We start from the raw sequence: 19,218 nt of genomic DNA on the forward strand, positions 1-19,218 counted from the left end.
TTTTAAAGTGACGAATCGAACAAACTTGGTCCTTTAGAATGAGTATGTGGCTGTTTGCCAAGATGCTTATATGCCTTCGGTGTTGCTTCCCGTCCTCGCGGAGTACGCATTAAAAAACCTTCCTGTATTAAGAAGGGCTCATACACCTCTTCTAATGTCCCGGTTTCTTCGCCAACAGCCGTTGCAATCGTTGTAATACCTACCGGCCCTCCTTTGAACTTTTCAATAATGCAACTAAGTATTCTGTTATCCATTTCATCTAGCCCGTACTCATCAACATTAAGCGCTTTGAGGGCATGAGTTGTTATTGCCATATCAATCACTCCGTTTGATAAAACCTGGGCGAAATCACGTACTCTTCTCAAAAGCCCATTGGCAATTCTCGGCGTACCCCGGCTTCGCCCGGCAATTTCTCTGGCGGCGTCCGATGTGATTTTTGTGTTGAGAATTGAACAGGAACGCAGAATTATTTTTTGTAAAGTTTCGGCATTATAATATTCCAGTCTTGATTTTATTCCGAAACGCGAAAGAAGTGGCGCAGTCAAAAGGCCGCTTCGCGTAGTAGCCCCTATTAAGGTGAATGGATTTAAATTTATTTGAACACTGCGGGCATTTGGGCCGGTATCAATCATAATATCTATACGATAATCTTCCATGGCAGCGTACAAATATTCTTCTACAACATTACTTAAACGATGGATTTCATCAATGAACAAAACATCATTAGGTTCCAGATTGGTTAATAGACCGGCGAGGTCGCCCGGCTTTTCAATAACCGGCCCGCTGGTTTCTTTTATATTAACTTCTAACTCATTAGCTACAATGCGGCTAAGAGTTGTTTTGCCCAAGCCCGGAGGCCCATGAAATAGAATGTGGTCCAGCGCCTCACTGCGTAATTTGGCTGCTTTTATAAAAATTCTCAGGTTTTCGATGATTTGGGTTTGGCCGCTAAATTCTTCGATAACCGCAGGACGAATATTGTTTTCAAATTCTTTATCAGCCGGTGACAATATTTCTTTATCTGTGTTTAAATTTTGATTGGCCATGTGTTACCTTTATCAAGTTTGTAAAACTAAACTTTTATCGCGATTACCGTTGCTTGAAAAATTAAATACTGTTGTTGAACTGTCGCCTGTTGCGGATAGTGAGAGGCAACCCGCCATTCAAAATGCGCAAAAACACACCTTTCACCAATCCATTTCACCATTAATAAAAAGGACAATTCCTTCCATTAAATTAGAAATTAAATTTGCTCATGCGTAAAACAACAGTACGTTATTGGATTTGCCAGGTTTTGGGTTGGGGTGGATGGATATCAATCAACCTCTTTTTTGTGTACCTGTTTGCAAGCGACATGTATTTAAAACCTGCAGAAAAAAAGCATATTTTTTATGGCGTTCTGGTGATAGAATTTCTAAGTGCTATTATTGTGACACATGCGCTCCGTTATGTTCTAAAAAAAATAAACTGGATCGAATTTTCCACGCAAAAGGTGATTGGACTGTTTATAGTTGCGGTGACCATTTCAGGCCTTTTAAATTATTATGGAGAAAGAGTAGCCGGAAAACTTTCAGGATTTTCTTTAATTGAATACGAAAAAAAAGACGGACTCAAACGTGCTATCGCAAAAGAAAATGAGTTGAATCTTGCAGGAACGGATTATTTTAGAAATAATAATAACAGTTCTATAACCAATGCCGCACAAAGTATTAAGAAAAATACCGGATGGTACCGCGACACTGACGGCACCTGGCAGTACGAGGAACAACAACACGGCAGATTTTGGTGGGATATTGTTTTAACTTTTATCTTAATGTCATTATGGTTGCTCCTCTACATGGTGTGGCATTACCTTGAACGAAACCGGAAAGATGAAATTGACAAATTAAGTCTCGAAAAAACAGTAAAGGAGCTTGAACTTAATACAATCAAGTCACACATCAATCCCCATTTTATTTTTAATTCCTTAAACAGCATCAGGGCAATGGTGGATGAAAATCCACAGCGGGCAAGAACGGCCATTACCGAACTTTCCAACATTCTTCGCAGCAGCATGCAGGTTGAAAAAATGGAAACGGTGCCATTACAAAAAGAATTGGATATCGTGAAAGACTATCTTGCGCTCGAGTACATGCGTTTTGAAGAAAGGTTGAAAATTGAAATGGATATTGATGAAGATACCCTTGAACAGCCAGTACCGCCAATGATGCTGCAAACACTCGTTGAAAATGCCATTAAACACGGCATCAGCAAAAAAATCAAAGGTGGGGTAGTTAAGATAATTTCAAGATATACGGATCATCATTTTGAATTAATAGTTCAAAACAGCGGAACGATTGACGAAGAATTTCTCCCGGAAGGCTTTGGTTTAACAAGTACCCGCGACAGGCTGAAATTTTTATTCCAGGGAAAAGCCGAATTTCAAATTAAAAAGATTAATGGTAGTGAGGTCCAGGCAAAAATTGTCATGCCAATATCTTATTAATTTTTTAAAACTAATACTTCTTCAAAAGGCAAAATCAATGTACTTTGCCGATGAGAAAATTTCTTTCAAGGTCATAAATTTTTAAAACTATGCAAAAAGCAATCATTATTGATGATGAGCGTCTTGCCAGGAACGAACTAAAAAAGCTATTGCAGGAATTTCCTGATGTAGAAGTAATAGGCGAAGCAGCTAATGCAAATGAAGGAATTGAAAAAATTGAAAGCCTCAACCCGGATCTTGTTTTTCTGGATATACAAATGCCCGGAAAATCAGGCTTTGATATGCTTACGCAGATTGAGAGAGCGCCACACGTAATTTTTGTGACTGCTTATGATGAATATGCCCTGAAAGCATTTGAAGTGAATGCACTCGATTATTTGATGAAGCCGGTAGAGCCAAAAAGGCTCGCAGATGCTATACTTAAAGTGAAACAGAAAGACGAAGAAGAAATGCTTTCCTATAATAACCGCGGCATGCTTCACGAAAACGACCAGGTATTTGTGAAGGACGGTGAAAGGTGCTGGTTTGTGAGGCTCTCTGATGTTCGCCTTTTCGAAAGTGTGGGAAATTATGCCAAAGTTTTCTTTGGAAACAATAAACCACTTATTCTCAAATCTCTCAATGCGCTGGAAGAAAGGCTTGATGACAAAGTTTTTTTTAGGGCCAATAGAAAACATATTATCAACTTAAGGATGATCGATAAGATAGAGCCTTATTTTAATGGCGGCCTTTTGCTGGATTTAGTTGGCGGAGAAAAGATTGAAGTAAGCCGTCGGCAGGCCGTGAAATTTAAAGAGATGATGAGTTTGTAACCTTTTGGAAATTTTCGAACTTTCCAAAAGTTCTTGAAGTATTCCAACTGTTTAAGATCTGAAAATCAGTCCAAATGAAAATATACTTCTTATTAGGTACTATTCTTCTTGTTTCTTGTAACAGTAATGAACCCACCGTAAACACACGTTCCGCAATAACTTCTGATAGCTTACATAAAATGATGGAGCAATATGCTCCAGGCTTAGGTGAGATTATGGGAGGCATTCAAACTCACCATGCCAAACTTTGGTATGCTGGAATAAACGAAAATTGGAAATTAGCCCAGTATGAAATTGACGAACTAAAAGAAAGGTTTGAGCAAGCAAGAACGGTTGAGGCTGAGAGACCCGAAGTAAAAATGATTCCTATGATGTATCCTTCCATAGATAGTATCAACGTGGCTATAGGGCATAAAAATTTAACACAGTTCAAATCAGGATTTCAACTTCTTACCGCTTCGTGTAACAGTTGCCACAGTGACAATAATTTTGAATTTAATATAATTACGATTCCAACAGCGCCGCCTGTGAATAACCAGGATTTTAAGGCACACAAATAAGGAGAAACAATTTGCAACTTGTTTACACTTTCACCGGCACGGAATGCACCGCGGCCGACATTTCCAATATCAGGCTTTCATCTTTTTCAATAGCATTACCAACTACAATTACATCGGCGCCGGCTTTGCAGTTCAGGTAAGCTTTTTCAGGATGGGTAATGCCACCCCCCACTATTAAGGGAACAGAAATACAACCGGACACTTTTTCTATCATGCTCTCCGTGATAGCTCGTTCAGCACCGCTTCCGGCATCCATATAAATTAATTTCATCCCGAGCATTTCGCCGGCCATAGCGGTGCACATCGCTATTTCATTTTTATCAGCAGGCAATGGAGCGGCGTTAGAAATGTAGGAAACTGTTGTAGGAGCTCCACCATCTATCACCATATAACCGGTACTCATTATTTCAAGCCCGCTTTGTTTAATTACGGGGGCGCTTATAACGTGTTGCCCAATCAAAAGATCGGCATTGCGGCCGCTTATCAAGGAGAGATATAACAGGGCGTCCGCTTTTTTGGATATTTGATTAGCACTACCGGGAAAAAGTATAACAGGAATGGACGAATGCTGCTTAATTAGCCCAACACATTTATCTATATAATTTGAGACGACGAGGCTTCCACCTACTAAAAAATAATCAACTGAGGCAGCGACGCCCAATTCAATTAACTGTTGTACTTTCTCATCATTCACTTTGTCGGGATCAATTAATACTGCAAATGATTTTTTGCCTGCATTTTTTCTTTCACAAAGGGAATTGTATATACCTTTTAACTTCATTTACGGACGGTTGAGTGCAAAAATGTCAATTTTTTCGTTCTTATAAAAATTAACGTTTAACAAATTACGTATTAATTCTTTGTAACGTTCTGGCACTGTGCGCAACTTTTAAATTTTGTAATTTTAACTATGGTAGATCTTCTAAAGGAAATAGAGTTTAGAACTGCACGCAGTGGCGGCAAAGGCGGCCAAAACGTAAATAAGGTGGAAACTATGGTTGAGGGCTGGTTTCATGTTCCTTCGTCTGGAATATTAAACGAAGCTCAGAAAAATATTATTGTTGAAAAATTGGCCAGCAGGATAACTGCCAGCGGCTATTTATTGGTAAAAAGCCGTACTGACAGAACGCAGTTGGGCAATAAAGATGAAGTAATAAAAAAAATTAATTCTTTAATAAACAAGGCTTTAATAGTACCAAAGAAACGAAAACCCACCAGGCCTTCAAAAGCCTCCAAGGCAAACAGGATAAAAGTTAAAAAGGAAAAGGGCATCATCAAAGAAGGGCGAAAGAAAATAAAGAATTATGACGAGTAAGAGCCTGCAATATTATCGGTTGTTAATACTCGTTTTGTTTGCTATTTTAAGTTCGTTTCAGCAAAATAATTTTGTTAAACAAAACATGGGTGCTTCAGTAAAAATTATTTTTATCAACAAGGTTAATGGAAATAAAATCGTTTTGAATGATTCGACGTATACCAATCCTTTCGGAGAAAAATTCAATATTTCAAAACTTCGATATTACGTCACTAACATTGAATTGCAAACAGCCAGCATTCCTTTTAAAATAAAAAACTGCTATCATTTAATTGATGAAAGCAAAAGGCAATCACAGGTTATTAATTTAACCGTACCTGGAGGAAATTATACCCACTTACAATTCTTGTTAGGTGTAGATAGCCTTCACAACGTTTCTGGTGCCCAATCGGATGATCTTGATCCGGCGAAAGATATGTTTTGGACGTGGAACAGCGGTTATGTTATGGCAAAAATGGAGGGCTATTCCCCTGCATCGAAACTGGTTAATAACAAGTTTGAATACCATATCGGTGGTTTTTCAGGACCTTATAATGTTCTTAAAGAAGAGCACCTGAGTTTTCCGAATAAGTCTTTTCATTTTGATGAAGGGAAAAACTATACAATTATTATTGATGCAGACATTAACACCTGGTGGCGTTCAGTCCATAACATTAAAATTGCGGAACACGCCAATATTACATCGCCCGGCGAAAACGCAAAACTTATGAGCGATAATTATGCAAGTATGTTTCAGATTGAAAAAATTATCGCCCAATAAATTTCTTCAAAGAACTCTCCATGCTGAAAAAGATAATCTCTATATTAATTGTTGTTTTGGTAATTTCTTTTGCCTGGCTGCTTGAGGCAGGAAGAACAATCAATGGTGATGAATCAACATTTCACACAACCCCGTTAGAATTAAAAATTCCGGCAGGTTGGCCTAAACCTCCTACAAATATCTTCGCAAATAATCCGCTTACAGAAGAAGGTTTTCAATTAGGAAGAAAATTATTTTATGATGGAAGGCTTAGTAAAGACGGCAACTTTCCATGTGCCTCTTGTCACCAACAATTTGCGGCTTTTGCAACTTACGATCATGATTTCAGCCATGGCTTCCATGATCAGTTTACTACACGCAATGCGCCGCCGTTGTTTAACCTTGCGTGGTCCACATTATATCATTGGGATGGAGGTGTTAATCATATAGAACTGCAGGCTTTATCGCCTTTGACGGCGCCCAACGAAATGGCAGAAAACATAGATTCTGTTCTAAAGAAATTAAGAAAAGATACGGCCTATCAACGTATGTTTAAGGCAGCTTTTGGAAGCAGACTTATCAACAGCCAACGCATGTTGAAAGCGTTGGCTCAATTTACAGGATCACTTATTTCCTGTAATTCAAAATATGATAAAGTCAAAAGGGGTGAGGCTACATTTAATTCAGCTGAGGCTCATGGATACGAGTTGTTTAAAGCGAAATGTAATAGTTGCCATAAAGAACCTTTATTTACTGATTATTCATTTCGTAATAACGGTTTGCCCGTAAACGATTTTTTAAAAGATTATGGGCGAATGAAAATTACCGGCGATCCTGCAGATTCTTTGAAGTTTAAAGTACCGAGCTTGCGTAACGTTTCAGTAACCTTCCCTTATATGCACGATGGAAGATTATATTCATTGTATAATGTTATTGACCATTACAGCAAAGGGATACAACAAAGCGCCACGCTTGATTCTTCTCTTCGTAATAGCATTCATTTTACCGACCAGGAAAAAACTGACATCGTATATTTCTTACACACATTAAATGATACTACGTTTGAAAAAAATAAAAGATTTTCGCAACCATAATATTTGTTTGCATTTTTAGTTAACGATTATACATCTAAATTTGACTTTTTTTAAACCCCCGTTTTTTTGAGCAGCATAAAAAAATTAGCAGGACAAACCGTATGGTATGGATTAAGTTCCATTGCAGCCAGGTTTTTATTTTATCTTTTAACACCTTACTTTACAAATAAGCTTTCCGTTTCAGGATATGGTGACATGAGCATTTTATATGCAGCCATTCCTTTTTTGAATGTTATCTTCACCTATGGAATTGAAACAGCTTTTTTCCGTTTCGCAACTAAGGATGAGTATAAAAAGGACATATATAGTACAGCCACGATTTCTATTTTGTGCAGTACTTTTTTGCTGACATCTATCCTGATTTTTTTTCGTTCTTCAATTGCGCATTTATTGCGATTGGATAATCATCCTGAGTTTATAACCTATTCAGCAATTATTATTGCCCTTGACACGTTATCAACTTTGCCCTTCGCTAAATTGAGGCTGGATCAAAGACCACGGAAATATGCGTTGATAAGACTCTCAACAATAATTTTACAAATCATAATCATTTATTTTTTAGTATCCGTTTGTCCCCGAATAGCAGTTAGTAATCCTTATGGGTTTATCGCTACTTTTTACAAGCCTAACTATGGTGTTGGTTACATAATCATTGCCAATTTATTCGCATCACTTTTTGCTTTAGTTCTCTTGCATAAAGAATTCTTTTCGTTTGAGTTTAAATTCAACAGGAAAGTTTGGATTGTGATGATAATATACTCCATGCCATTGATAATAGCAGGTTTTGGAGGAATGATTAATGAAACATTTGACAGGATTATGCTTTCATGGCTGGCCCCTGTTACTAATGTTGAGGCTGCAAAAGACCAGGTTGCTATCTACTCTGCTTGTTACAAATTGTCTATTTTAATCACTCTTTTTATCCAGGCATTCAGAATGGGCGCTGAGCCATTTTTCTTTAAGCAGGCCGAAGGTGCAAATCCGCAAAAAGTGTATGCAAGAGTTATGAAATTTTTCGTTATAACCATTACTGTTATGTTCTTGGTAGTAGCCATGTATATCGATCTATGGAAATATTTTTTGAGCACGGATCTCGCAAAGTTGAAAATTTATTGGACAGGCCTGAAAGTCGTTCCCATACTGCTTTTGGCTAATATGTTTCTGGGCATTTATTACAACTTATCAATCTGGTATAAACTTACCCATAAAACAATCGCCGGTGCGTATATTACATTAATAGGTGCGGCGATTACTTTGGCTATTAACTTTATTTTCATTCCATATTTTGGATACATGGCCTGTGCCTGGGCAACCTTCTTTTGTTACGGCAGTATGATGGTGATTTCATTTTTATGGGGCCAAAAGGATTATCGTATTCCGTATGCATGGAAAAAACTTTCCGCCTATATTATAATAGTTGTTCTTCTTTATTTTCTTCACGAAGCCATTATTTATTTTGTTAACGGCACGGCCGTAAACTTTATATCCGCAAGTTTGCTTTTGATAATATATGTGTGGTTTATTTTATTTATAGAAAAGAAAGAGTTTCAACGGCTCCCGGTTATTGGAAAATATTTTCATTCACAAAATCTTGAGGCGTCTGATAATTGATGCGGTGCAGGTACTTTCCGTTTTATCAAACTATACGGGGCGGATCATTCGAAGAGTCTCTCTTAATAAAATCGGGTTATTTAATATCTTTAAAATATTGAAACAAGCATTTTCATACTCTCTTATTGAAACCAGGTTTCAGTGAAAAAATTTCTAAAGAAGATATTAGGACCATTATTAACCAGGCTTGCCGCAGATGCTTCTGCGCCAGATAAAAAAGATGTTTTTAAATCATTAAGCAAGTTGTTGAACGATTTAAATAAGAAGAAAAATAACCGTGGTCTGATCCTTGATGTTGATTTTACCAAAGATAAATTCATCATTTTTAGCGATCATCATAAAGGGAATAAAGACGATGGTGATGATTTTGCCTCGAATGAAAAAAATTATTTAGCAGCACTTGATTATTATTTCAGCAAAGAATTCAATTATATAAACCTTGGCGACAGCGAAGAATTATGGAAATACAAGCCTTCAGAAGTTATTCCAAAAAACATGCAGGCGTTAAAGTCTGAAGCAAGGTTTCATGAGCGGGCGAAATATTTTAAAACTTTTGGTAATCACGATCTCACCTGGAAAAATAGATTGGATGTTGACATTTGGTTCAAAGGAATATTTATTTTACCACTCCCGGTTTTTGAAGGTTTGATTTTAAAAACAAAAGTTGAAAATAAACCACTGTCAATCTTTGTAACACATGGTCACCAGGGCGATAAAATGAGTGATAATAATGGTTTCAGTACCTGGCTCGTGAGCCATGCCTGGCGGCCTTTGCAAAGGTATCTTAGTATAAATGTAAACACACCGGCTAAAGATTATGTATTGCTGGACCGGCATAATATTATGATGTACGAATGGAGCAGAGATAGAAAAAACTTATTACTAATTACCGGTCATACGCATCATCCCGTATTTGCTTCAGGGCTGTATTCCAATCACCCGAGTAACAAAATTTACGGTGATAATGTAACGGAAAAGAGTACTAGGGAAAGACTAAAACCCTCCTACTTCAACAGCGGCTGTTGTTGTTATAACGATGCCGACATTACCGGCATTGAAATTGCCGGAGATAAAATCGCCCTTGTTAAATGGCACTGGGTTGATGATGCACCCGAACGGGTTGTGCTGGAGGAAGTCACTTTAAGTCAACTCACGAAGGACTTATAGCGGTAACGCATAAACGCAAAACATTATTCAATCATCTCTATCTCTTTTCTTTTCATTCACTCTAACAAATGCGGCTCTTCTCGGCGCAGGTACCGGGCTGTTCATTCCTTTAATTCCTTTCCATAATACATAATTAAAGTCAGCCTCGTTTACTTCATCCTCTTTTGAAAAATTGAAGGTTGCACTTTTCTCGGATAATTTATTGGTAGCAATATTTTTTTCGGTAATGTCGTACTGCGCAGGAACATGATCGAAAGTGCTTGTGTCAGGTACGCTCATAAAGCTGCGCCAAAGTGGTGTGGCAGCGGCATCGTACTGGCTCATCGGGGGCAATCCTAGTATCAATTCAATAGTTCTTAAAATCCCTGTTGTTGTGTAAGGGGTGTGATCAACAAAATGCCGCTTCACGTAAGGGCCCGCAAGATATGCGGTGCTTCTGTGTGCATCTACATGATCAGGACCGTCCTGGGCATCATCTTCTAAAATAACTACGAGGCTTTCTTTCCAGACAGGACTTTTACTCAGGTAGTCGATGAACATACCCACCGCCAGATCGTTGTCTGCAGTATGGGCAGATGGTGAAGGCCTTCCCTTGGCTAAGCCTTCTGTATGATCATTAATAATTCGCAAAGTATTTAACCTCGGAAGTGCGTTTACACTTACCAGTGAGTCAAAGTCTCTTTTCCATTGCCCAACCCGCGTTGTATCTCTCACATGTTGGTCCCAGCTTGTATAATAGGGACAATAATGATTCACAAGCACGGGTAGGTTTGGTTTATAATCATCTGCAAATTCACCGTAAGTACGATAGCTAATGCCCGCCCGTTTGCAATAATTCCAGATAAATCCATTTTTGTTGTTTGCTATTTCCCTCGTTCCTTCAGCATCGTAAGTTCCGCCACGACCACCATAACTGGTAACCCAGTTCTTTTCAAGGTAATCGTTTGCGTATCCGCCCATACTCCAGTTGTGGCCATCAGCGCTCACTTCAGCATCTACATAAAAATTGTCGAGCAACACAAAATCTCTTGCAATCTTATGTTCATTGGGAGTAATTTTTTCTCCAAATAACACGAGGCTTGTGTCGCCGTTGCCTTCAGGCATATCGCCTAAAACCTGGTCGTAGGTGCGATTTTCCTTAATTATATAAAACACATATTTTATAGGTGAAGGATCGCCAACTCTTTCAGGAATAGGATTACCTGCTTCTCCCTGTGAAATTGTTTCCCGCTCCTTAGTATAAGGTGTATTTTCATAAACTTCTTTTGAATATTCTGCCATTTGTTTTTGATCCGGGACTTTGATTATACTCATTGTTCCAATGAAAAGGCCGCCGATATATTGAGTTGTTTTTATGCCCGAGGTATCGCCCTTTCTAAAAGTGATAGTTTCTTTTTTTCCGTATGGGTTTGGACCCTGTGGGTTGGCAAATGAAGAAAATCCTTTTCCATTAGCTACATAAATTTTATCGCCTAACGCCCTTACACAGGTCGGGTACCAGCCGGTCGGAATAAATCCCATAGATTTACTTTCTCCTGGTTCACTTACATCAAATACTGCCAGGCAGTTATTATCAGCATTAGCGATGTACAGTGTTTTTTCATCGGGGCTTAATGCCAGGCCGTTAGTAGTGGAACCTTGTGGTGCATTTGGATACAAGGAGGTCGTTAATGTTTCAATTACTTTTTTTGCCATCAAATCAATTACTGATACGGAATTATCGTTGGCATTGGCAACAAACAAATATTTGCCATTCTGCGTAATGCAAAAATCATTCGGATGGCTTCCGGTGGCAATCGTGTCTGTGAATGTTTTGCGGATGGTATTAAATACATATAATTTATCACAGCCCCAGCAGGTTATGTAAAGTTCCGTCTTATCAGGCGATAAGCGGCAGGCATAAGCTTCTCCGCTGAGTTTAAACTGGTCCTTTACTTTTCCTGACTTCAGATCAACAGTGTATAAGGAATTATTATCTTTTGTCACAACATATAACAGATTTTTATGGTCATCTATATCAATACCGGCAGGAGAAATCTTGTTGGGCCATTTATCACCAAGTTTTAAGCTATCGTCTAATATCAATTTATTCTTTCTGATTGCATATTTCAAGATCCAGTTATTGTTACCACCTGACGCATAAAGAAATTTTTCGTTGGCACTAAATTTTAAGCCCAGCCAACATTCGCCCACAATAATATTATCAAGGATTTTTCCTGAAGACACCTCAATCAATTGTATGCTTTGCGTACTTTGCCCGTTGTTGGTTACTGCCATTAATTTCTTTGAATCACTAACTGCTATATTTAGCGGAAGATCGCCTAACAGAAAACCATGGCCTGCCGGAGACAGACTCCATCCGTTTGGTAACATTATTCTCGATGGCGACTGCGCTGTTACTTGTGTAGTAAAAATGAGGTTGCTTAGAACGATATAAAATAGGAAAACGAAATTTTTCATGCTGATTCAGATTTTCTAAAATGTGAATTTACAATGTTTGCCCGAGGTGAATATTATGTTTTAATTATCAATCTAAAATCCCTGGACCAGATTGCTTATTCGCAGTAATGAAAATTAAACACTCTGAAATACCTACACAAAATTTTAAGGCTGAAGGATTTGAGCGAAAACTTTGTCGCCTCTTGAGATTTGAACGGAAATAACCTTAAATATTGTTAGAACATTATTTGCTTTTTGGGTCTATCTCCTTACCTTTGCCGCCAAATTGAAAAAGACTTAACTAATAAGAATTTATGGCAAATATTGGACAGATAAAACAGATAATCGGAGCCGTTGTGGACGTGCATTTCGCTAATAACAGCAAACTTCCCGAAATTTTTCACGCTTTGGAAATTACCAAACCAAATGGTGATAAATTGATATTGGAAGTGCAACAGCATTTGGGAGAAGACAGCGTACGTTGTATTGCAATGGATGGAACCGAAGGCTTAAGAAGAGGAATAGAAGCGGTTGATTTAGGTTCTCCAATATTAATGCCGATTGGTGACGACATAAATGGCCGTTTGTTTAATGTAACGGGAGATGCTATTGACGGTTTGCCCCAGGTGAGTAAAAAGAATGGTCGGCCAATTCACAGTAAGCCGCCTTTATTTGAAAATTTAAGTACGGCTTCGGAAATTTTATATACTGGAATTAAAGTTATTGACCTTATTGAGCCATACGCAAAAGGTGGTAAAATTGGGTTATTCGGTGGAGCAGGCGTGGGCAAAACTGTATTGATCCAGGAATTGATTAATAATATCGCCAAAGCCTATAGTGGTTTATCAGTATTTGCAGGCGTTGGCGAAAGAACTCGTGAGGGAAATGACCTGATGCGTGAAATGATCGAGGCCGGGATTATGAAATATGGCGATAAGTTTATTCACAGTATGGAAGAAGGAGGATGGGACCTTGACTCCGTAAATATGGAAGAATTGAAAGAATCTAAAGCTACTTTCGTATTCGGCCAAATGAACGAACCGCCGGGAGCGAGGGCGAGAGTAGCGTTAAGCGGACTAACGGTTGCTGAATATTTCCGTGATGGCGATGGCACCGGAAAGGGAAAAGATATTTTGTTCTTTGTTGACAATATCTTTCGTTTCACACAAGCCGGGTCTGAAGTGTCAGCATTATTGGGACGAATGCCAAGTGCAGTAGGATATCAACCAACCTTAGCAACGGAAATGGGGTTAATGCAGGAAAGAATTACTTCAACCCGCAATGGTTCTATCACTTCGGTTCAGGCGGTATATGTTCCGGCTGATGATTTGACAGATCCGGCGCCGGCGACGACTTTTGCTCACCTTGATGCAACGACAGTGTTGAGCAGGAAAATTGCCGATCTGGGTATTTATCCCGCCGTAGATCCATTGGATTCTACATCAAGAATTTTAACTCCCACCATTGTTGGGGCTGAACACTATGATTGCGCCAACAGGGTAAAGCTCACTTTGCAACGGTATAAGGAATTACAGGATATTATCGCAATTCTGGGACTGGATGAATTGAGTGATGAAGACAAACTAACAGTAAGCCGTGCACGAAGGGTACAGCGTTTCCTTTCTCAACCCTTCCATGTGGCAGAACAATTTACCGGGTTGAAGGGTGTGTTGGTTTCCATTGAAGATACCATTCGCGGTTTTAATGCGATAATGGATGGAGAAGTGGATGAATATCCTGAAGCCGCTTTTAACCTGGTGGGTAGCCTGGAAGACGCTATAGCCAAAGGCAAGAAAATGGTCGAGGCGGCAAGTTCTTAGCCTGCCAACCTTTAGGAGAAGGGCTTTTCACCACCGTTCAATTTAGGCTATTTAAAACAGAATAAACAAACTTGAAAACTGCAAATATTAATTAAAAAGTTTGCAATAAATCTCTCCTCCTTTGGAGGAGCCGGAGGAGGCCATATATGACTTTAGAAATCTTAACACCAGAAAGAAAAATATTCAGCGGCGATGTGTATGGAGTGCAGCTTCCGGGAATTGATGGAATGTTTGAGGTACTCGAAAAACATGCACCTCTTGTGAGCGCTTTAAAGGCAGGCAAGCTCAAAATTCTAAAAGATAAGACTTCTAATATTCATTATACAATTCAAGGAGGCTTTGTAGAGGTATTAAATAACAGGGCAACCGTATTGGTTGAAGGCGCTGCTGAAGTTTAGTAATTTAGATAGGTTATATTTTTTGAAATCCTCGTTATCGGGGTTTTTTAGTTTATACTTACTTGAAGTATCAACTTCTTCTTAAGTGCAGCAAACTCAACAATGAAGCTGGTATTAATAGCACTAAGAGAAAGGAAAATGTATTGTGGGTAATAAAAAATGTCAATAGGGTAAGGGCCAGAACATAAAACGGGTAGATAAAAAAGAGCACGCCAACGAAAATAGAATCATAATGATCCGCAGCTTTATTTTTTATAAATAAATGAATGGCAAAGTATAAGGGAAGGTGAAGCGCATATCCAATTAATGACGGAATAAGCAACAATATTTTTTGTATTAATGATTGATGTATTTCGAAATATTTTTTTCGTTTTTCTTTATCATTATTGTCGATTTCAAAAACCAGGTTTTGTAGTTCCTGCTTTAGTTTCTCATTAAACTTATTAATTGCGTTACCGCCGGAAAAATTGAGGTTCACTTGTTTCTCCGTAATGATATTCCCGAAATTCAGAAAGACGTCTTTTCCATATTTTCTAAAACTGTTGTAGTTAATTCCAAGCGGTAAAACTTCCACTGGCACATTATCTTGCCAGGCAGCCACGGCTAGTCGGGCGGTTCCTTTTTTAAGCGGCCGCAGGTGCCATTCATTAATGCATCTTCCTTCACAGAAAATTAATACTATACCATTCTCTTTGAAAATATCCTGGCAAGCTTCAAACGTGGCATAGTTATTTTCAAGGTTTTCAACTCCTTCACTCACCCTGTAAACGGGAAGCATATTAAGCGACGTAAGAATTTTTGTAATCAATTTTCCGGCAAAGGCATCTCCGCGAGCCAATGAATAAACCGGGTTCTTAAACAACGTGGCTAATATAATAGCATCTAAAAACGAGTTGGGATGATTGGAGGCAATTAGCAACGGCCCTGGCTTCTGGAGCATGCTTTTATTGTTGATTACTATTTTTCGACAATAAAAATGTATAAAAACCCTCGCAGGAAATAGTAAAATTTTATATAGCAAATCAGGTTTATTATAAAAATGGATACTTCTGTAAAATGAAATTAGCCTTTCCTGCTCAATTTAATTGTGGGTCAATAGGAAAATTGATCATCATTTCGTAATTACCGCCCAAATGTTTTAAAGAGTTTTTCCAAATGTCCTCCGGTTTGGTATCAAAAATCAATTTTCGTGTAGCCTTTACAGTGAGCCAGCTTTCTTCTTTCATTTCTTCATTAAGCTGTCCCTCACTCCAGCCACTATATCCAATAAAAAAACGTAAATGATTTTTGTCAAGATCCTTATTTTTAAGATTAATTAAAAGGCTCTCGAAGTTGCCGCCCCAATAAACATTTTCCATTACCTCTTCGCCACCGCCTATGAGTTCGGGGTATTGATGTAAAAAATGCAAAGCATCCCGCTGAACCGGGCCGCCCTGGTAAACGGGAAAATTAGTGACATTTAGATCAGGAACAAGTTCTTCAAGAGGTTTGGGAAATATTTTATTTAGCACAAAGCCAAAACTTCCTTCTTCAGTATGTTCGCAAAGAAAGATAACCGTGCGGCTAAAATTTGGATCCTTTAAGAAAGGATTTGCTATTAATAAAGTGCCCTTCGCAGGAGAAATCATGATTCTAAATTATATTTAATTGTTGAAATAAATATTTTACCAATATCATTTTTTATTATAATCATAAACGATAAGAGTTAGTTAAAGTTTAAGGTCAAGGATTTTACGCTGCATTTTAGCACTTGTGAAGATTAAATTTGCCAAGTATGAAAAGAATTTTCCCCATCATAACCATACTGATTTTTGTTTCACTATTAGGCTTGATTTTTTTTCAAATAGTTTGGATAAAGCAAGCCCGCCAGGACAAGGAACAGCAATTTGAGGAAGCCGTAAAGATGGTAACCGTTACCGCGGGTAATGATCTTGTTGAACAAACAGGCAACCTATCTCCTTTCGATAGTAAGAAAAATGGTGATATTTTTTTCCCCCTAAATGCATTCCCATCAACCATTGTACATCGGTACACCCGTGAAGAAATTAGAAATAAAATTCAAAAAGCATTTGAAAAAAACAACTTGAAAAATGTAGATTTTGAATTCGCTATTACCACTACTTCGATGGTAGGTGATGAGATACAATCTAAAAATTTTTATGCCGCTCACATGGATAGTTTGCACAATAGAGAATTTGTGTATGCCCTCGTTTCTCCTAACGCTGGCTTTGCAGAAGGGTTGGCTCCACAGGAACTATTAATTATTGTTGTTCCACATGTTGGCAATATTATCTGGAAGCAAATGTATTGGATGATTGCAGGTTCAGTTGTTTTTACTTTCATCATTTTTGCTGCCTTTTTTATTACACTAAGAGCATTGTTCAATCAAAAAAAATTAAGCGAGATTAAGTCTGATTTCATTAATAATATGACGCATGAATTTAAAACCCCATTGGCCACTATTTCCCTGGCCGTGGATGCTCTAAAAAATGAAAAAGTAATTAATGACCGAACCAAAATGGATTATTTTTCGGGCATCATTAAAGACGAAAACAAAAGAATGAATAAGCAGGTGGAAACCATACTACAGGCTGCTTTGCTTGACAAACAGGAAATTCAGCTCAACGAAAAACCGGTCCACGCCCACGATTTGATTAATGCCGCCATCAACAATATTAAACTCCCGTTAGCGGAGAAAAATGGTAAGCTGGAGATTAATTTAAATGCAACCAATGATTTGATAATGGCAGATGAAGTTCATGTGATAAATATCATAAATAACCTGCTGGATAATGCGATAAAATATTCAAAAGACAATTATCTTCTTATCAAGTTATCTACTCAAAATTCTAACGGCCATATTGTTATCAAAATCGAAGACAATGGTATAGGAATGAACAAAGAAACGCTGAACAGGATATTTGAGAAATTCTACCGGGCACACACCGGTAACATCCACAATGTAAAAGGTTTTGGTCTAGGCCTCAGCTATGTAAAATCAATTGTGGATGCCCATAAAGGAAAAATAAAAGCAGAAAGCACAGTCGGCAAAGGAAGTTGTTTTTCGATATATTTTTCCGTTATAAAACAGCCGGTCTCCTGATATTCGCCAATTAATTTCCACGAATTTTTTCCTATTTAGAATCGACATTCTTCTAAAGGCTCGCTGCTACTCAATTAGCAGTCACCTATTTCTTTAAATCTTATTAAGACGTTTTCCACCCCTTGTTCACAGGTTTTGCACAGGTCATCCAGTAACAAAATACTTAAAAGCCGCTATGGAGATAGATTACAGCGCGGTGTATAAAAAAGATTTTCACAAAAATGTTGTGTTAGTGGGAAAAAGTGTTATTTTGTGGAAATTTATTTTTATCAAGTCTAATTAGTTCATAATGACAGGCTTTATAGGTGAATACGAAGCTACATTAGATGCAAAGGGCCGCTTTTTATTGCCATCAGGCATTAAAAAGCAATTGCCTGATAGTGGAGCAGAGCCATTTGTTCTGAACAGAGGATTTGAGAAATGCCTGAGTTTATACACATCAAAAAGCTGGAAACCGCTATTTACTAATCTTGGCAACTTAAATGATTTTGATCCCAAAGTAAGGCAATTCAAACGGTATTTTCTAAATGGGGCTACCCTGGTTGAACTCGACAGTGCTGGCCGGCTTTTGTTACCAAAAAACTTAATGGAATATGCAGGGCTTGAGAAAGATATTGTTTTGGTATCGGCTATTGATAAAATTGAGATTTGGGATAAAATAAAACACCAACAGTTCTTTGAAACTTTTTCACCAGAGGCATTTAGCGATTTGGCAAAGGAAGTAATGGCAGGCGATAAACTCACAAAATCATAAAATGCAAAAGGGCATATATCACGTGCCGGTGTTAATGCAGGAAGTGATCAGTGGTTTGCAAATTGATCCTTCTGGAATTTATGTCGATTGCACTTTCGGTGGTGGTGGGCACAGTTCGGTAATACTTCAGCATTTAAGCGATCAGGGTAAATTGATTGCATTTGACCAGGATGCAGACGCTGTAAAAAATGTTCCTCAGGATGACAGGGTAATTTTTATTCCTCACAATTTCAGGCACCTGCAACGCTTTCTTCGCCTTCATAAAATTTCAAAAGTAAATGGGATACTAGCAGATCTTGGGGTATCAAGTCACCAGTTTGATATTGCTGAGAGAGGCTTTTCAACCCGCTTTGATGCCGCTTTGGATATGCGTATGAATCAATCAGAAAAACTCAATGCCGCCGACGTTATAAATAATTATTCTGAAGATAAACTACATAAAATTTTTGAACAATATGGAGAAGTGACCAATGCAAAAACGCTGGCGAAGTTAATTGTGCAGGCCCGCAAAACGCAGTCATTTCAAACTATAAATGAATTTAAAAATGCATTGTATCCTATCGTTAAAGGAAATCCTGAAAAATATTTTGCTAAAGTTTTCCAGGCATTACGGATAGAGGTAAATGATGAGTTGGGTGCATTGAAAGAAATGCTGATGCAGGTTTCCGGTGTTCTTCTCGACGGTGGAAGAGTTGCCGTAATTACTTTTCATTCTTTGGAAGACAGGCTTGTGAAAAATTTTTTTAAGAATGGAAATTTTGATGAAGAGCAGCAAGTTGACTTATATGGAAGTATTTCAAAAAATGACTTAAAAATTATAACCAGGAAACCAATTACTCCTTCGCAGGAAGAATTAAAAAACAACCCGAGGTCAAGAAGTTCAAAATTACGTATTGCCGAAAAAATAAAAGTTTCATAAAA

General features: G+C 38.1%; 17 protein-coding genes and 1 pseudogene. 13 read left to right on the forward strand and 5 right to left on the reverse strand.

Annotated elements, in window-relative coordinates; all coding sequences use genetic code 11:
* Nucleotides 1–2 precede the first annotated feature (2 nt).
* Nucleotides 3–1,046, reverse strand: coding sequence for a Holliday junction branch migration DNA helicase RuvB (gene ruvB / locus ACO1O5_RS20265; RefSeq protein WP_486273513.1), 1,044 nt, complete (start codon nucleotides 1,044–1,046; stop codon nucleotides 3–5).
* A 209-nt stretch (nucleotides 1,047–1,255) separates the two neighbouring features.
* On the opposite strand from ruvB, the gene ACO1O5_RS20270 reads away from it, so the two are divergent.
* From ACO1O5_RS20270 to ACO1O5_RS20280, 3 genes are all read left to right on the forward strand, one after another.
* Nucleotides 1,256–2,485: a sensor histidine kinase gene (locus ACO1O5_RS20270; protein ID WP_486273515.1), complete on the forward strand. Its 1,230-nt coding sequence runs from the start codon at nucleotides 1,256–1,258 to the stop codon at nucleotides 2,483–2,485.
* A gap of 89 nt (nucleotides 2,486–2,574) precedes the next feature.
* Complete coding sequence (locus tag ACO1O5_RS20275; protein ID WP_486273517.1) at nucleotides 2,575–3,297, forward strand: LytR/AlgR family response regulator transcription factor; 723 nt, start codon at nucleotides 2,575–2,577, stop codon at nucleotides 3,295–3,297.
* Nucleotides 3,298–3,371: 74 nt separating this feature from the next.
* Complete coding sequence (locus ACO1O5_RS20280; RefSeq protein ID WP_486273519.1) at nucleotides 3,372–3,857, forward strand: hypothetical protein; 486 nt, start codon at nucleotides 3,372–3,374, stop codon at nucleotides 3,855–3,857.
* 22 nt (nucleotides 3,858–3,879) lie between these two features.
* On the opposite strand, the gene ACO1O5_RS20285 is transcribed toward ACO1O5_RS20280, so the two are convergent.
* Nucleotides 3,880–4,638, reverse strand: coding sequence for a phosphoglycerol geranylgeranyltransferase (locus ACO1O5_RS20285; protein ID WP_486273520.1), 759 nt, complete (start codon nucleotides 4,636–4,638; stop codon nucleotides 3,880–3,882).
* 147 nt (nucleotides 4,639–4,785) lie between these two features.
* Between ACO1O5_RS20285 and arfB the strand changes: the two are divergent.
* From arfB to ACO1O5_RS20310, 5 genes and pseudogenes are all read left to right on the forward strand, one after another.
* Nucleotides 4,786–5,172 (forward strand): annotated as a pseudogene (gene arfB, locus ACO1O5_RS20290) (alternative ribosome rescue aminoacyl-tRNA hydrolase ArfB); the annotation flags it as partial.
* The gene (locus tag ACO1O5_RS20295) at nucleotides 5,162–5,932 is read left to right on the forward strand and encodes an MbnP family protein (protein WP_486273522.1); all 771 of its coding nucleotides are present in this window, start codon (nucleotides 5,162–5,164) and stop codon (nucleotides 5,930–5,932) included. The pseudogene arfB and the gene ACO1O5_RS20295, both read left to right, overlap by 11 nt.
* 20 nt (nucleotides 5,933–5,952) lie before the next feature.
* Entirely contained in the window at nucleotides 5,953–7,005 is a 1,053-nt protein-coding gene (locus ACO1O5_RS20300; RefSeq protein WP_486273524.1) for a cytochrome-c peroxidase, read from the forward strand.
* A 66-nt stretch (nucleotides 7,006–7,071) separates the two neighbouring features.
* Nucleotides 7,072–8,616, forward strand: a complete 1,545-nt coding sequence (locus tag ACO1O5_RS20305; protein WP_486273526.1) for a lipopolysaccharide biosynthesis protein — start codon at nucleotides 7,072–7,074, stop codon at nucleotides 8,614–8,616.
* Nucleotides 8,617–8,757: 141 nt separating this feature from the next.
* Nucleotides 8,758–9,783 carry a metallophosphoesterase gene (locus ACO1O5_RS20310; protein ID WP_486273528.1) on the forward strand — a complete coding sequence of 342 codons (1,026 nt, stop codon included), beginning with the start codon at nucleotides 8,758–8,760 and terminating at the stop codon, nucleotides 9,781–9,783.
* 27 nt (nucleotides 9,784–9,810) lie between these two features.
* Here the strand turns inward: ACO1O5_RS20310 and ACO1O5_RS20315 are convergent, their stop codons facing one another.
* The gene (locus ACO1O5_RS20315) at nucleotides 9,811–12,243 is read right to left on the reverse strand and encodes a bifunctional YncE family protein/alkaline phosphatase family protein (protein ID WP_486273530.1); all 2,433 of its coding nucleotides are present in this window, start codon (nucleotides 12,241–12,243) and stop codon (nucleotides 9,811–9,813) included.
* A 293-nt stretch (nucleotides 12,244–12,536) separates the two neighbouring features.
* Between ACO1O5_RS20315 and atpD the strand changes: the two genes are divergently transcribed.
* On the forward strand, nucleotides 12,537–14,042 hold the full coding sequence (atpD, locus tag ACO1O5_RS20320) for a F0F1 ATP synthase subunit beta (protein ID WP_486273532.1): 1,506 nt from the start codon (nucleotides 12,537–12,539) through the stop codon (nucleotides 14,040–14,042).
* A 146-nt stretch (nucleotides 14,043–14,188) separates the two neighbouring features.
* A complete protein-coding gene (atpC, locus tag ACO1O5_RS20325) occupies nucleotides 14,189–14,440 on the forward strand; it encodes an ATP synthase F1 subunit epsilon (protein WP_486273534.1) in 252 nt (83 codons plus the stop codon).
* Between the two features lie 70 nt (nucleotides 14,441–14,510).
* Here the strand turns inward: atpC and ACO1O5_RS20330 are convergent, their stop codons facing one another.
* The gene (locus tag ACO1O5_RS20330) at nucleotides 14,511–15,461 is read right to left on the reverse strand and encodes a 1-acyl-sn-glycerol-3-phosphate acyltransferase (RefSeq protein WP_486273536.1); all 951 of its coding nucleotides are present in this window, start codon (nucleotides 15,459–15,461) and stop codon (nucleotides 14,511–14,513) included.
* A 55-nt stretch (nucleotides 15,462–15,516) separates the two neighbouring features.
* On the reverse strand, nucleotides 15,517–16,068 hold the full coding sequence (locus ACO1O5_RS20335) for a YqgE/AlgH family protein (RefSeq protein ID WP_486273537.1): 552 nt from the start codon (nucleotides 16,066–16,068) through the stop codon (nucleotides 15,517–15,519).
* A gap of 146 nt (nucleotides 16,069–16,214) precedes the next feature.
* On the opposite strand from ACO1O5_RS20335, the gene ACO1O5_RS20340 reads away from it, so the two are divergent.
* The 3 genes from ACO1O5_RS20340 to rsmH all read left to right on the forward strand — a co-directional run bounded on the left by ACO1O5_RS20340 (nucleotide 16,215) and on the right by rsmH (nucleotide 19,216).
* Complete coding sequence (locus tag ACO1O5_RS20340) at nucleotides 16,215–17,543, forward strand: sensor histidine kinase (protein WP_486273538.1); 1,329 nt, start codon at nucleotides 16,215–16,217, stop codon at nucleotides 17,541–17,543.
* Nucleotides 17,544–17,832: 289 nt separating this feature from the next.
* Nucleotides 17,833–18,297 carry a division/cell wall cluster transcriptional repressor MraZ gene (mraZ, locus tag ACO1O5_RS20345; RefSeq protein WP_486273540.1) on the forward strand — a complete coding sequence of 155 codons (465 nt, stop codon included), beginning with the start codon at nucleotides 17,833–17,835 and terminating at the stop codon, nucleotides 18,295–18,297.
* A 1-nt stretch (nucleotide 18,298) separates the two neighbouring features.
* Nucleotides 18,299–19,216 (forward strand): 16S rRNA (cytosine(1402)-N(4))-methyltransferase RsmH, encoded by a 918-nt coding sequence (gene rsmH, locus ACO1O5_RS20350; protein WP_486273542.1) that lies wholly within the window; start codon nucleotides 18,299–18,301, stop codon nucleotides 19,214–19,216.
* Nucleotides 19,217–19,218 lie beyond the last annotated feature (2 nt).

Source organism: Ginsengibacter sp. (genome assembly GCF_057362405.1).

Bases quoted from the DNA above. Each gene is read 5' to 3' on its own strand.
- ruvB (WP_486273513.1), bottom strand. From the start codon at position 1,046: ATGGCCAATCAAAATTTAAACACAGATAAAGAAATATTGTCACCGGCT.
- ACO1O5_RS20270 (WP_486273515.1), top strand. From the start codon at position 1,256: ATGCGTAAAACAACAGTACGTTATTGGATTTGCCAGGTTTTGGGTTGG.
- ACO1O5_RS20275 (WP_486273517.1), top strand. From the start codon at position 2,575: ATGCAAAAAGCAATCATTATTGATGATGAGCGTCTTGCCAGGAACGAA.
- ACO1O5_RS20280 (WP_486273519.1), top strand. From the start codon at position 3,372: ATGAAAATATACTTCTTATTAGGTACTATTCTTCTTGTTTCTTGTAAC.
- ACO1O5_RS20285 (WP_486273520.1), bottom strand. From the start codon at position 4,638: ATGAAGTTAAAAGGTATATACAATTCCCTTTGTGAAAGAAAAAATGCA.
- ACO1O5_RS20295 (WP_486273522.1), top strand. From the start codon at position 5,162: ATGACGAGTAAGAGCCTGCAATATTATCGGTTGTTAATACTCGTTTTG.
- ACO1O5_RS20300 (WP_486273524.1), top strand. From the start codon at position 5,953: ATGCTGAAAAAGATAATCTCTATATTAATTGTTGTTTTGGTAATTTCT.
- ACO1O5_RS20315 (WP_486273530.1), bottom strand. From the start codon at position 12,243: ATGAAAAATTTCGTTTTCCTATTTTATATCGTTCTAAGCAACCTCATT.
- atpD (WP_486273532.1), top strand. From the start codon at position 12,537: ATGGCAAATATTGGACAGATAAAACAGATAATCGGAGCCGTTGTGGAC.
- atpC (WP_486273534.1), top strand. From the start codon at position 14,189: ATGACTTTAGAAATCTTAACACCAGAAAGAAAAATATTCAGCGGCGAT.
- ACO1O5_RS20335 (WP_486273537.1), bottom strand. From the start codon at position 16,068: ATGATTTCTCCTGCGAAGGGCACTTTATTAATAGCAAATCCTTTCTTA.
- ACO1O5_RS20340 (WP_486273538.1), top strand. From the start codon at position 16,215: ATGAAAAGAATTTTCCCCATCATAACCATACTGATTTTTGTTTCACTA.
- mraZ (WP_486273540.1), top strand. From the start codon at position 17,833: ATGACAGGCTTTATAGGTGAATACGAAGCTACATTAGATGCAAAGGGC.
- rsmH (WP_486273542.1), top strand. From the start codon at position 18,299: ATGCAAAAGGGCATATATCACGTGCCGGTGTTAATGCAGGAAGTGATC.